We start from the raw sequence: 13,442 nt of genomic DNA on the forward strand, positions 1-13,442 counted from the left end.
CACTTTACTTGCCTACTACATTAATGAGCATTTACAAATGTCCTAAGCATTAAGGTAAATGCGCGCCACCTGTTACACCCATAATTTCAGCTGTTACGTAACTTGATTCTTGAGATGCGAGATAAACGTAAGTGGGTGCTAATTCTGCCGGTTGTCCTGGACGGCCCATAGGAACATGTTCACCAAAGTGGTCTAATTTTTCAGCTGGTTGCCCACCACTTTGTTGTAATGGTGTCCAAATTGGTCCCGGTGCTACGCCGTTAACTCGAATGCCTTTGTTAATTAGCATTTTAGCTAAACTCTTTGTAAAACTGGTGATTGCCCCTTTGGTTGACGCATAGTCTAATAAACCAGCTGATGGTTGGTATGATTGAATTGACGTTGAATTTATAATACTTGCGCCGGGTGGCATATGGGGTACGGCAGCTTTGGTTAGCCAAAACATAGCAAATACGTTCGTGGCGTAGGTTTGGCAAAATTGCTCTGAGCTGAGCTCTTCCAGTTCTTCAACAAATATTTGTTTGCCTGCATTATTAACTAAAATGTCTATCGATCCCATTTTGTCTACGCTTTGCTTTATTAAATCTTGGCAGAAATCTTGTTGAGAAATATCGCCTACAATCGCCCAGCTCTTTCCGTCGCAGCCTTCCAATTGTTTTAGGGTTTCTTTGCCATCTTTCTCTTCATCAGGTAAATAATTAATAATTACATCAGCCCCCTCGCGAGCGAAGGCTATTGCGACAGCGCGTCCTATGCCTGAGTCACCGCCGGTAATCAAAGCTTTTCGGCCAGCTAGACGGTTGCATCCTTGATAACTGTTTTCACCGTGATCGGCTTGCGGTTTTAAAATAGTATCTAACCCTGGATCGGGTTGTTCTGGGTTACTGCGTTTGTTATCCATCGAATATTGAGTACGAGGATCTTGCATCGAAAACTGATTAATCGGTTTCATTTATATCTCCATAAATTAATAAAAACATCAATGTCACTCGCGAATTTAGCCATTCGCGAAGTCAGTCAACTGCATAATTCATACCCAGATTAAAATTGAGATTAGATAAGCCAAAAACATAGGTTATTTTTTAGAACCCTAATCACTTTTTTTGTTAACCATAGTTGTAAGCAAACTAAATAAGGTAGGTACCGCAAGTAAATTATTTCCGGTTCGTTGAAAATTTTACACATTTGGATTGGTGATGTGGGTTATTTATAAAAATTTTTCACAATAGCAAAAAGCAGGCGGTAGACAAAGAGCTTGCTTTTACAATGACCTTTCGTAATACACAGAGAAAAAGTAAAGCTGGCAAACATTGTGCATTGTTCTTTACCAAGCAAACGCAGTCGTTTAATTTAATTCAACGGAAGAGCATTTGACCAATGACAAATACACCCAAAAATTCAGGTTCTGCTAAACCCATTATATTGATTACCGGTGCGTCAGGAAACATAGGGACAGAATTGTGTAAACAGCTAAAATCTTCTTACACAACCATAGGGTTGGATAGAAGTGAGAGTAAAATTACGGATGAATCTCACCGCTGCGATCTGACTTCTGCAGATTCAATCGCGTTGGCTATGAGTAAAATTAAAGCTGATCATGGCAGTAATATTGCGGCGGTTGTGCACTTAGCCGCTTATTTTGATTTTACCGGTAAACCTAACCCGATGTATCAAAAAGTAAATGTGGATGGCACTCGGAATCTGATTGAAGGGTTGAAAGAGTTTGAGGTCGAAAGGTTTATTTATTCTTCAACTATGCTCGTGCATCAGGCCGGCGTTCCGGGTCAAAAAGTGAATGAAAAAACGCCAATTGATCCTCAATGGGAATATCCAATTTCTAAAGCGAAAGCTGAAGAAGTTGTCGTAGAGAATTGCAAAGACATGCCTTACTCTTTAGTTCGGTTGGCTGGATTATACGACGATAAAATAGCTGTTCCTACTTTGTCTGACCAAATAGCACGAATTTATGAACGCGATCTGAAAAGTCATTTGTATTCAGGCGATCTGATGGCAGGTCAGGCTTTTATACATCGCGAAGATATGCTTGAAATGTTCAAGTGCTTAATTGAAAAGCGAAATGAGGTGCCTCAGCAACATACTTTACTTGCTGGCGAAGAAGATGTTATGGGTTATCAAGCGCTACAAAATCGCTTGGGCAGCTTAATTTTTGGGGATGAAGAGTGGAGTACGGCTATCGTGCCGGGCTCGATCGCTAAAGCCGGTGCTTGGCTTGAAACTAAGTCAGAACCAGTAGTGCCCGACGCGATTGATCAAGGCGAAAAGCCTTTTATAAAGCCCTTTATGATAGATCTTGCTTCACAGCATTATCACTTAGATATTACTCAGGCTAAATCACAACTTAATTGGAAACCTAAACATAATATTTATGATGAGCTTGAGACTTTAGTCAAAAACTTAAAGGCAGATCCTCCGCGTTGGTATAAACAAAATGGCATTACTCCCCCTGACTGGGTAAAAACAGCAAATGAAAAAAAATCTAATGTGAATAATTTACGTGAAGAGCACGAGTCGCATTTTAAAGCGCAACATCAGCAATTTTTGTGGGCGCATTTTATTAATATGGGATTAGCGCTTTGGCTTATTAGCGCCCCTTTTATTCTTGGTTATGAATCAGAGTTAATGACTTGGAGTAATATGGGTTCTGGGGTTGGTTTACTTGTGATGTCGTTTTTAGCTTTGTCATGGCGAATGAGTTGGGCAAGGTGGGTTGCTGGTGCTATTGGGTTATGGCTTTTGGGTGCCCCTTTGGTTTTTTGGGCACCAACAGCCGCAGGTTATTTAAACGATACCATTGTTGGCATGTTAGTGATTGGGTTTGCGGTATGTTCAAGACCGACGCCAGGGGTCAGTAGAGTTGCTTCAGAAACAGGGCCAAATACGCCACCAGGTTGGGGATTTAATCCTTCTGGCTGGTTGCAAAGAATGCCAATCATTGTTTTAGCTTTTGTTGGTTTTTTTATCTCCAGATATTTGTGTGCTTATCAATTGGGGCATATAGATTCAATTTGGGAACCGTTTTTTAGTGGGATGCCAAGTGATCCTCAAAATGGTACTGAAGAAATTATCACCTCTGATTTTTCTAAAGGGTGGCCCGTACCCGATGCCGGTTTAGGTGCTATGACTTATGCGTTAGAGATTGTGACAGGTGTTATGGGCTCAGTTCGTAGATGGCGTACCATGCCTTGGTTGGTTATGTTATTTGGAATTATGATAGTGCCGCTTGGGGTTATCTCTATTTTATTTATTATTATTCAACCTATTTTAATGGGGACCTGGTGCACGCTATGTTTAATTGCCGCCGCAGCAATGCTTATCCAAATTCCATATTCGTTAGATGAATTGGTGGCAACTTCTGAATTTCTTTATCGCCGTAAAAAACAAGGACGTCCTTTATTACGAATTTTCTTCTTAGGTGATACTGATGAAGGAAAAGAAGAAGAAAAAACAGATGATTTTGAAAGACCCGCTTGGACCATTATTAAAGATATGCTAGGCGGAGGGGTTACGCTTCCTTGGAATTTAGCCTTGTGTATTCCAATTGGTATATGGTTGATGTTTACGCGAATAACTTTAGATGCTCAGGGAGGGATGGCAAATGCTGATCATATTATTGGTTCACTGGCTATAACCGTTGTCATTACTGCCTTAGCTGAATCTGGAAGAGCTGCTCGATTTGCACTTATCCCCTTAGGTGTTGCGTTATTTTTCACACCATTTATATATGGTGCTAGCTTGCTAGCTATTGTATCTAGTATTTTGTGTGGCGCCTTATTTATTGGGTTGAGTTTACCTAAAGGGAAAATTCATAATACTTATGGTTTATGGGATAAAGCCGTTGTTTAATCAATTTCCGGTAACCATCAATTTATTAATTTTCACCGTGTTAGCGAGCCTAATATGGCTGGCTGGCACGCGCCTTTCTTATTTAATTGATTCTATCGCAGAGAAAACCCAGTTAGCCAGAGCATTGCTCGGGCTGATTTTGCTAGCGACTGCAACTGAATTACCTGAGTTTGTCACAACGCTAACCGCTTCATCCAGCGGTAATGGCACTTTGGCTCTGAATAATATGTTTGGTGGTATGTTGTTACAATTAGCTGTGCTAACTGTGGCTGATGTGTGGGTTAAAAAAGGCACCTTGTGTTCACGTCCGCATGATCCTACGGTGGCGGTAGCCGGCATACTTTGTATTATTTCATTATCGACCGTACTAGTGGCTAAATCGTTAGGAGACATTCAATTAGGGTTTCAGTTAGGTTTGGGAAGCTTAAGCATTGCTCTGCTATATGTGCTGTCTATGTTTGTTTTAAAAATAATGCAAAATAAAGACACTTGGAGCCCAGTCGATTTACCTGATGATGACCAAACAGACCCAGTAAGAGACAATAAATTTGACCAAAAGTCGCTTAAATATCTTATTTGTTTTTCTATATTATGCGCCGCAGTTATTCTTGCGTGTGGGGTTTCTTTAGTCGATTTAGCTGAAACCCTTTCAAAGCAAACTGGTTTAGGCAGTAGTTTTATTGGAGCCTCGTTGTTGGCACTAACCACTTCACTACCTGAATTAAGCACGTCTATTGCGGCAGTCAAAGTTAAAGCTTACACAATGGCTATTTCAAATGTATTTGGTAGCAATTTAATTATGACATTTTTGTTATTTCCAAACGACTTTGCTTTTACGAAAGGGCCCATTATCAATGAAATCGACACTGCCGCAACGTTTGCTCTTTGTGCTGGTATTTTTATGACGGCCATTTATTGTCTTGGCTTATTGGTGAGGTCAAAAAGAAAAATATTAGGAATGGGGATTGAATCCGGCATTTTAGGGCTGTGTTATATCGCCAGTTTAGCTGTTTTATTTTCATTGCGCTGAGTTGAATTGAAGTTAGCGCATCGTAATAAGTAATCATTATTTGAGTAATATTTTAATCAACCTTTCTCAAGCAGTAGCGTAAAGGTTCACTAATGCAAACCACTGGAGGAAAAATTGTATGGCTGAAACATTTAAATACGGCAAAGGGCAAGGTAAAGGAGGGGAGCTTCATCAGCATCCTAACAATAGCGATGAGGTAATGACATCAGCCCAAGGTTGCCCGGTTAGCGATGACCAAAATTCATTAAAGGGCGGTTCGCGTGGCCCTACTTTGATGGAAGATCATATATTACGGGAAAAATTATTTCATTTTGACCACGAAAGAATTCCTGAACGAGTTGTTCATGCTAGAGGTTATGGGGCGCACGGTTATTTTGAAACTTATGATGAAATAGCTGACTTAACCTGTGCTGATTTATTTCAGCGTAAAAATGAAAAAACGCCTGTTTTTGTGCGATTTTCAACGGTCGCAGGCAGTCAGGGATCGCCAGATTTAGCTCGGGATGTACGTGGCTTTGCGGTTAAGTTTTATACAAAAGAAGGCAACTGGGATTTAGTGGGTAATAATATCCCTGTATTTTTTATTCAAGACGCGATGAAATTTCCAGATTTAGTTCACTCAGCGAAAGCAGAGCCCGACAGAGGTTTTCCGCAAGCACAAACGGCACATGATAACTTTTGGGATTTTATCAGCCTGACCCCAGAGTCTATGCATATGATTATGTGGGCAATGTCGGATAGAGCAATTCCACGTTCATTAAGATTTATGGAAGGTTTTGGGGTGCATACTTTTAAGTTTGTTAATGCCCAAGGGGTTGAGAAATTTGTTAAGTTTCATTGGAAACCTAAACTTGGCCTGCAATCTGTAGTTTGGAATGAAGCGTTAAAACTAAATGGTGCGGATCCGGATTTTCATAGACGTGATCTTTGGGATTCTATATTAGCTGGCGATTTTCCTGAGTGGGAATTAGGCGTGCAGGTGTTTGATCAAACATTTGCCGACCAGTTTGAATTTGATATTTTAGATCCGACCAAACTGATTCCAGAAGAAGATGTGCCTGTACAAAAAGTTGGCCGAATGGTGCTAAATAGTGTGGTTGATAACTTTTTTGCTGAAACAGAACAAGTTGCCTTTTGTACGCAAAATATTGTTCCGGGTATTGATTTTACCGAAGACCCTTTACTTCAAGGTCGAAACTTTTCGTATTTGGATACCCAATTAAAGCGTTTAGGCGGACCAAACTTTACTCACTTACCGATTAATGCGCCAAAATGTCCACTTCGTCATTTTCAGCAAGATGGCCATATGGCAATGCAGAACCCTAAAGGTCGAGCAAACTATGAACCCAATTCTTGGGATCGAGGTGAAGATAATCCCAGAGCGTGCCCTGAACACGGTTTCAAGAGTAGCCAAGAGACAATTAGCGGAAGTAAAGTAAGATATCGCTCTGAAACTTTTTCGGATCACTATAGTCAGGCTGTGCAATTTTACAAGAGCCAAACTGAAGTTGAACAACAACATATTCAAAGTGCGTTAGTATTTGAATTGTCTAAAGTTGAAGAGCCAAAAATTCGCGAGCGTGTGGTTTCTCATTTGCTAAATATTGATGAAAAGTTGGCGAATGTTGTTGCTCAAGGGTTAGGGTTTCCAGAAATGCCGGAACCTGCAGAAGCAGCTATGCCAGCCAGAACCGACTTAAAAGTATCTGATGCACTGAGTATTTTGAAAAATCCGCCTGCAACTTTTAAAGGTAGAAAGCTCGGTATTTTAGCTACAAATGGCTTAAACCAAGATATTTTTGATTCAGTAAAAGCCGCTCTTGAGGTTGAAGGCGCTATGTTTGAAATTATAGCCCCAACCCGCAGCGGAGTAAAAACAGATAGCGGAACTGTGTTACCCGCAGATCAAATTGTTAATGGTGGGCCATCTGTGCTTTATGATGCGGTTTTATTATTAACCTCAACAGAGGGGGCAAAAGAACTCAGTTTAATTCCGGAAGCTAAAGACTTTGTTATGGATGCATTTGCCCATAATAAATTTATTGGCTATACGGATGACTGCCTGCCGTTACTTAAAGAAACGAACCTAGATAGTAAAATGGATGATGGTTTTTATGAACTCACTAAATTAAAAGGTGATAAATTTATGACCATACTGAGCCAGTTACGATTCTGGAGACGATAAAATTTTAAGAGGCCATAAAATTTTTATGGCCTCTTTTTTGTCAGTATTTTTGAATAAAATTAATCAAATGAACTAAAGCTCGAACGAGTGAAATGCTCAACAAAGCTAACGTTACCTTTATTTTTAATAACTTTAATCTGCACCTAACTGATCTAACCCCAATCTTTTTTAGTCATCTGTAATTGTTAATAAAACCCCAGAGGTTACAATTGCCCTCGGTTAAATACTTTAACCTAACTGGCTTATATTATTTCGAATATGGTTATTTAACTATTTTTATCTATTTTGAATATTTTTTGGGTGTGAAATGCAATTTGATACTTGGTTCGCTTTTTTTGTCGCTTGTTGGGTCATTAGTGTATCGCCCGGAGCGGGAGCCGTAGCTTGTATGTCGAGCGGGGTGAACTATGGTTTTAAGCGTGGTTATTTTAATGTACTGGGAATGGAATTTGCCATAGTGGTGCAAATTTTAATTGCCATCACTGGTTTAGGCGCTTTAATTGCAGCATCAGAAACCGCATTTAATGTGATTAAATGGTTAGGGGTTGGCTATTTATTTTATTTGGCTTTTAAACAGTGGCGACAGCCTGTTCAGCAAGTTACATTAGCAAAAGCAGAGCAAATTGAGCATTTAAAGCGCGGTTTGTTTTTAAAAGGATTTTTGGTAAATATGAGCAATCCAAAAGCGATTGTATTTATTTTGGCTGTGTTTCCGCAATTTATGGATACCTCAGCAGATTTGTTACCGCAATATTTGCTAATGATGGTGACGATGATCTTTGTCGACCTTATCGTAATGGGGGGTTATACCGGATTAGCAACTCAGGTTTTACAGCACCTTAAATCAGTAGAGCAACAAACAACATTAAACCGAATTTTTGCGAGTTTGTTTGCTTTAGCCGCTATTATTTTGTGCTTTGTTGGCCGAGCTTGATGTTTATAAAGTCGCCAATTTTTTAGCAAGCTGCTGAATTACGAGCCTTCTAAAATTCGGATCGCAATAGCGGCGGCTGCGGTGCGGTTATCGACTTCTAACTTTTTAAATACTTGTTCTAAATGTTTATTGGCGGTTCTGGGGCTCATTTCTAAAATTTGCGAAATTTCCCAGTTCGTTTTAGCTTGTGCCAACCAATATAATACTTCGGCTTCACGTTTAGTAATTGGCAAGGCTTGCTGTAAGTCTTTCGCGGTGCGCTGAATTTTGGCTTTGGCTAAGCGGATTAAATGAAGCTCATCTTGTTTTCTTTCATACATTACCTGCACAACCGGTGTGGTGTTATCCAATGCTAATGGCGCTAAATCCCCTTGTTTTATCCAGTCTTGCAATATGGACTCTAGTTGCGTCCAAGGAGAATCTTGATTTGGGTATATTTCTTCAATGAGCTGATATACATGCGGAGTTGCCCAAGCAAGTTGGCCGTTATTGTCGATACAAAATACATTTTTACCGGCATGATCCAAGGCTGACTGTGCGCTTAATGCCAATTTAGCGGTATTTAGGTGAGCTTTTATTCGGGCTAATACTTCATCTGTTGAAATTGGTTTAGTGACATAATCTACGCCGCCGGCTTCAAAGCCTTTTACCACATCTTCAGAGTCGGTTAAGCCTGTCATAAAAATAACCGGAATCGACGGAAACAAATGTTTGAACCGTTTGCAGGTTTCAAAGCCATCTAGCTCAGGCATAATGGCATCCATTAAGACAATATCGGGTTCTACTTTTTCGGCAATAGATAAAGCTTGTAGTCCATTCAATGCCACTAAGGCGGTGTAACCTGCGGTATTTAAGGCAACATTAAGCATGCCTAACGATTCAGGCGAATCGTCAACGACTAATACTACATTATTGATTGGCTTGCTCATCAATTAACTCACGTAAATATTCGGTAATTAGTTTAAAGTTACAGCTTTGAACTAACTCATTTAATTTGTGTAGGCTGCTATCGTCAAATTGATAACTTGTTTGCAGCGTTGCTAGTTTTTCTTTAAAACCTGACAAATAGCCTATTTCGGCCAGCGCCATTAAACTTTGATATTGTGCTTTTCCGGCTTTAGGCAGGGCGCTAACGGATGATTCAGCGCTTGGCTGTGAGGTTTGTGGCTCTTCTTCGTTCACAAACTGGTACATCCACTCTAAATTAAGCTGCTGGCCTATTTTACCTAATAAGTTGTCAGTGTTAATGGGTTTTGCCATGTAATCATCATGATAGCCCGCATTTTGTTCATCTTTTTCAGTGTCTCTGGCATTAGCTGAAACCATGATGATGGGCATTATATATTTTTTCTCGCGCAATAATTTTGCTAATTGCCAGCCGTTCATTTCAGGCATAGTGACATCTAGTAAAATTAAATCAATTTTAAATTGAGCTAATAGTTCAAGCGCGCTGGATGGTTTGTCTGCTAAATGTAACTTAAAGCCAAGTGGTGATAAAAAGTCATCCATTAATTGTCTTTGATTTGGATCGTCATCAACCACTAAAATTGTTTTTGCTTCACCATCGTAAGCGACAGCATGGGCTTTGTTGTATTCAGGTTCAGTGGCTGAATTGTTAACTCTAGCCAGCATTAAACTAAGTTTAAAACAGCTACCTACACCGAGTTGGCTGGTCAGGCTAATTTCGCCTCCCATTAACTCAGCTAAAGACTTGGATATCGTTAGGCCTAAACCCGTGCCACTAATAGCTTGTATTTGAGCATCTTTTACTCGTTCAAACGGTTTAAAGATTTGCTGTTGATCAGCTGCTGAAATCCCTATGCCACTGTCTTCAACTCTAAACTGGGCAACTTGATTGCGATAACTTACTTTAAAGTGAACTTGCCCTTGCTGGGTAAATTTTACGGCGTTAGATAATAAATTTATTAAGATTTGCCTAAACCTTTGTTTATCTGCGGCCACTACTTCAGGTAAAAATTCACAAGGGGTGTAAATAAATTCAATGCCTTTATTTTTGGCTTGCATGGTAAACATGTCGACCAATTGATTTAAAAATGGGCGAATATGTATTTCGTCACGCTGCAGATGCATGCGGCCTGCTTCAATTTTGGATATTTCTAATAGGCCTTCAATTAAGTCAGCTAAATGTTCGCCATTACGTTTTAAAATCGCAATGGATTCTTTTTGTCTGGCGGGAATCGCTTTATCTTGGTTGAGTAATTGGGCATAACCCAGCAGCACATTAAGTGGCGTGCGTAGTTCATGGCTTAGGCCGGTTAAATAACGGCTTTTGGCTTGGTTGGCTGATTCAGCCGTTTCTTTCGCTTTTTGCAAGGCGAGTGTGGTGGATTCATGCGCATCAATTTCATGTGCCAATGTTTTGGTTTGAAAGCGTAACTCTTTTAAGGCTAAGCGATTGCTACTGCGGGCTAAAATAAATAGCCAACTGACAATGCCTATAATAATTAGCAATAAAAAGAATATTTTAAATAAAGTGGCGCCAAATACGGCTTTTAACTCAGCATCGCTGGATGGCACTTGCATATAAATTAAAAATAAAATGCCCGCGCTAATAAAACTGAGTAATAGGGTGACTCCTAAAAATTGAGCCATAGGAGAGCTCATTTTTTTTAGCAATTGAGTGGTTAAAAATCGCTGGAAAAAATGATGGGCTTGGGCAAATAAAGTGGCGTCTTCACGGCACATATCGCCGCAACGCACATCCAAACTGCAACATAAAGAGCAAATGGCTTTGCCATAAGCTGGGCAAAAAGTCATGTCTTCTTGCTCAAATTCGTTTTCACAAATGTAGCACTGGGTTGCTTGCTTAATTTCTTGCCGGTTTGGATTAACTAAATAATATTTTCCTTTAGTTAACCAGCCAATAATAGGTACTGTAATAAAAGGTAAGAAAAACGCTATGTAAGAGGCAAAAGCTTCAATAACGTCACCATACCAACCAAAATGCGCAGTAAAGCCAATTAACGAGGCAATCAGCATAGAGCCTACGCCAACTGGGTTAATATCGTATAGATGTGAGCGTTTAAACTCTATGTGTTTTGGGCTCAGCCCTAAGGGTTTGTTAATAATTAAATCTGCCACCACAGAGCTCAACCAAGCTAAAACAAATACCGAATAAACCTGAAGCATGTTCTCGATGGTTTGGTAAATTCCTAGCTCCATCAATAATAAGGCAATAGCAACATTAAAAAACATCCAGACCACTCGTCCTGGATGATTATGGGTAACCCGTGAAAAAAAGTTAGACCACGCCAGAGAGCCGGCATAAGCATTGGCGACATTAATTTTAAGCTGTGAAATAACCACAAAACTGGCAGCTAAAATAACGCTCACTTGTGGGTTATCAATGACATAACCAAATGCCACCTGATACATATGTGCTGGATCATCAGCAACATTCGCCGCAATACCTTGTTTTAAAGCAAGCCAAGCTAAAAATGAACCTAAAAAAAGTTTGGCTGCACCAAAAATCATCCAACCTGGGCCGGCCATTGTCATCGCTAGCCACCATTGCCAGCGTTTGCCTTTGGGTTTTTCTGGTAAAAAACGCAAAAAGTCAGCTTGCTCGCCAATTTGTGCAACAAGGGCCAACAACACAGCGGAGGCAGAACCAAACAGCAAATAGTTAAAAGAGGCGCCTGCTTCGCCCGCTTCGCCGGTAAAATTTATCCACTCATCCAGCTGACTGTCTGGATGATTAAATACATAAATGAGTGGCACTATTTGTAAAATAATCCACAGAGGCTGAGTCCAAACCTGAAAGCGGCTGATATTGGTAATACCATGTGTTACCAGCGGGATCACTATTAGCGCGCTAATGACATAACCGAATACTAAAGGCAGGCCAAACAAGAGCTGTAAAGCCATTGACATAATAGCGGCTTCAAGCGCAAAAAAGATAAAGGTGAATGATGCATAAATGAGTGAAGCTATTGTTGAGCCTATGTAGCCAAAACCTGCGCCGCGACTGAGTAAATCAATATCTACACCGTATTTAGCTGCGTAATAACTAATGGGCCAGCCACTTAAAAATACCACAGCAAAAACCGCTGCAATGGCCCAAGCGGCATTAACAAAGCCATAATTTAAGGTAATGGCCCCGCCAATTGCTTCTAATACTAAAAATGAAACAATGCCAAGTGCGGTATTGGCTATCCAGATTGATGACCATTTTCTGGCACGTTTTGCGGTAAAGCGCAGCGCAAAATCTTCCATCATTTCATTGGCGACAAGTTTATTATAAGTTCTTCTGGTAAAACGGATTTTAGGATTTGGCTGCATTGATAATTTTATGCTTTTGAATCAGCTATAGTCTGTTAATAGTTTATCAGGGTGACTATGAATTGAATATGGGTAAAATAACTTAGTTTGTAGTGGCCAAGTGATTTGGCTTAGTTTCAATTATTAAGGTGTATTATGCTCATTATTGATCATGTTCAAATTTCTATTCCTAAAAATTCGGAGCCGCAGGCTCGCCAGTTTTATTGTCAGTTACTTGGCTTTACCGAGATTGAAAAACCCGACAACTTAAAAGCAGGCGGTGGTTTGTGGTTGGAAGCAGGCACACAGCAAATACACCTTGGCGCTGAAGATTTTGAGCACAGAGCAAATACCAAAGCGCATTTAGCTTACCGAGTCGAGAATTTAGTAAGTTGGCGGCGAAAGTTGCAACAAGCTCACATTGAATTCTCAGCGCCAGTTAACATTAAAAACTTGGATAGGATTCATTTTCGTGATCCATTTGGTAATAGAATAGAGCTGCTTGAATACCTATAAAGCGGCTTAGGTTAACTATCAATTTCGAATTTTAATCACCCCTAAACAATAAATTAAGTTTTATGTTGGATGCCCGCACGTTCAACAATTTGAGTTTCAAAGCCATCTATACTTTGCTGGTTCTTTTTAATCCAATATTTGTCTATACCTGCTTTGCCTTGTTTAACTGACCATTTAGCTAAATCATCTCTGTCGCTTTGGTATTCAAAATAAGGCACTGACATACCGCACGAAGTTTGTACTAAATTAATATCTAAGATAAAAATTTGTCGGGCTGCAACACTGGGCGCAAATAAGTTTTGATATTTTGACCACTGTGCATCGGTTTGATGCAACATTTTAGCATTTCCGTATGCACGCAAAATCATAGGGGCGCCTTCAAACGCACAAAACATGATTGTCATTCTTGAATTTTGAATCAGGTGAGCGGCTGATTCATTACCACTGCCCGTTAAATTCAGCCAAACGATAGTGTTTTTATTTAATACTCTTAATGAATCTCCGCCTTTAGGGGACAAGTTCACATTGCCAGTTTGCGCGGCAGTCGCCACAAAATAAATGTTCTGTTTATTAATAAATTCAATGTGTTGAGTTGATAACTCGGCAAATTTTTTGCCCATAGTTGCTTCCTT

The 13,442-nt window shown here is 39.9% G+C and carries 9 protein-coding genes; 5 read left to right on the forward strand and 4 right to left on the reverse strand.

Going from position 1 to position 13,442, the window contains the following annotated elements; all coding sequences use genetic code 11:
- Positions 1 to 49 precede the first annotated feature (49 nt).
- A complete protein-coding gene (locus OLW01_RS00905) occupies positions 50 to 952 on the reverse strand; it encodes an SDR family oxidoreductase (RefSeq protein ID WP_326498588.1) in 903 nt (300 codons plus the stop codon).
- Between the two features lie 425 nt (positions 953 to 1,377).
- Here OLW01_RS00905 and OLW01_RS00910 point away from each other — a divergent pair, with 425 nt between their 5' ends.
- The 4 genes from OLW01_RS00910 to OLW01_RS00925 all read left to right on the forward strand — a co-directional run bounded on the left by OLW01_RS00910 (position 1,378) and on the right by OLW01_RS00925 (position 8,013).
- Entirely contained in the window at positions 1,378 to 3,864 is a 2,487-nt protein-coding gene (locus OLW01_RS00910) for an NAD-dependent epimerase/dehydratase family protein (RefSeq protein ID WP_268074720.1), read from the forward strand.
- Positions 3,857 to 4,894 (forward strand): sodium:calcium antiporter, encoded by a 1,038-nt coding sequence (locus OLW01_RS00915; RefSeq protein WP_268074722.1) that lies wholly within the window; start codon positions 3,857 to 3,859, stop codon positions 4,892 to 4,894. The genes OLW01_RS00910 and OLW01_RS00915 overlap by 8 nt, the downstream gene beginning before the upstream one ends.
- A 118-nt stretch (positions 4,895 to 5,012) precedes the next feature.
- A complete protein-coding gene (locus OLW01_RS00920) occupies positions 5,013 to 7,079 on the forward strand; it encodes a catalase (protein WP_268074724.1) in 2,067 nt (688 codons plus the stop codon).
- Positions 7,080 to 7,386: 307 nt separating this feature from the next.
- Positions 7,387 to 8,013 (forward strand): LysE family transporter, encoded by a 627-nt coding sequence (locus OLW01_RS00925; protein ID WP_268074726.1) that lies wholly within the window; start codon positions 7,387 to 7,389, stop codon positions 8,011 to 8,013.
- 38 nt (positions 8,014 to 8,051) lie between these two features.
- Here the strand turns inward: OLW01_RS00925 and OLW01_RS00930 are convergent, their stop codons facing one another.
- Positions 8,052 to 8,942 carry a response regulator transcription factor gene (locus OLW01_RS00930; protein WP_268074728.1) on the reverse strand — a complete coding sequence of 297 codons (891 nt, stop codon included), beginning with the start codon at positions 8,940 to 8,942 and terminating at the stop codon, positions 8,052 to 8,054.
- The gene (locus OLW01_RS00935; RefSeq protein WP_268074730.1) at positions 8,923 to 12,315 is read right to left on the reverse strand and encodes an ATP-binding protein; all 3,393 of its coding nucleotides are present in this window, start codon (positions 12,313 to 12,315) and stop codon (positions 8,923 to 8,925) included. The genes OLW01_RS00930 and OLW01_RS00935 overlap by 20 nt, the downstream gene beginning before the upstream one ends.
- Before the next feature lie 135 nt (positions 12,316 to 12,450).
- Here OLW01_RS00935 and OLW01_RS00940 point away from each other — a divergent pair, with 135 nt between their 5' ends.
- Positions 12,451 to 12,810, forward strand: a complete 360-nt coding sequence (locus OLW01_RS00940) for a VOC family protein (protein WP_268074732.1) — start codon at positions 12,451 to 12,453, stop codon at positions 12,808 to 12,810.
- 53 nt (positions 12,811 to 12,863) lie between these two features.
- Here OLW01_RS00940 and OLW01_RS00945 read toward each other — a convergent pair whose 3' ends face one another.
- Positions 12,864 to 13,430 carry a pyridoxamine 5'-phosphate oxidase family protein gene (locus OLW01_RS00945; RefSeq protein WP_268074734.1) on the reverse strand — a complete coding sequence of 189 codons (567 nt, stop codon included), beginning with the start codon at positions 13,428 to 13,430 and terminating at the stop codon, positions 12,864 to 12,866.
- Positions 13,431 to 13,442 lie beyond the last annotated feature (12 nt).

It is taken from the genome of Catenovulum adriaticum (assembly GCF_026725475.1).
In the GTDB taxonomy this organism is placed as follows: Bacteria; Pseudomonadota; Gammaproteobacteria; order Enterobacterales; family Alteromonadaceae; genus Catenovulum; species Catenovulum adriaticum.

What these genes read in the sequence shown, in the direction of transcription:
- OLW01_RS00905 (WP_326498588.1), bottom strand. Translation starts at nt 952, where the DNA reads ATGAAACCGATTAATCAGTTTTCGATGCAAGATCCTCGTACTCAATAT.
- OLW01_RS00910 (WP_268074720.1), top strand. Translation starts at nt 1,378, where the DNA reads ATGACAAATACACCCAAAAATTCAGGTTCTGCTAAACCCATTATATTG.
- OLW01_RS00920 (WP_268074724.1), top strand. Translation starts at nt 5,013, where the DNA reads ATGGCTGAAACATTTAAATACGGCAAAGGGCAAGGTAAAGGAGGGGAG.
- OLW01_RS00925 (WP_268074726.1), top strand. Translation starts at nt 7,387, where the DNA reads ATGCAATTTGATACTTGGTTCGCTTTTTTTGTCGCTTGTTGGGTCATT.
- OLW01_RS00930 (WP_268074728.1), bottom strand. Translation starts at nt 8,942, where the DNA reads ATGAGCAAGCCAATCAATAATGTAGTATTAGTCGTTGACGATTCGCCT.
- OLW01_RS00935 (WP_268074730.1), bottom strand. Translation starts at nt 12,315, where the DNA reads ATGCAGCCAAATCCTAAAATCCGTTTTACCAGAAGAACTTATAATAAA.
- OLW01_RS00940 (WP_268074732.1), top strand. Translation starts at nt 12,451, where the DNA reads ATGCTCATTATTGATCATGTTCAAATTTCTATTCCTAAAAATTCGGAG.
- OLW01_RS00945 (WP_268074734.1), bottom strand. Translation starts at nt 13,430, where the DNA reads ATGGGCAAAAAATTTGCCGAGTTATCAACTCAACACATTGAATTTATT.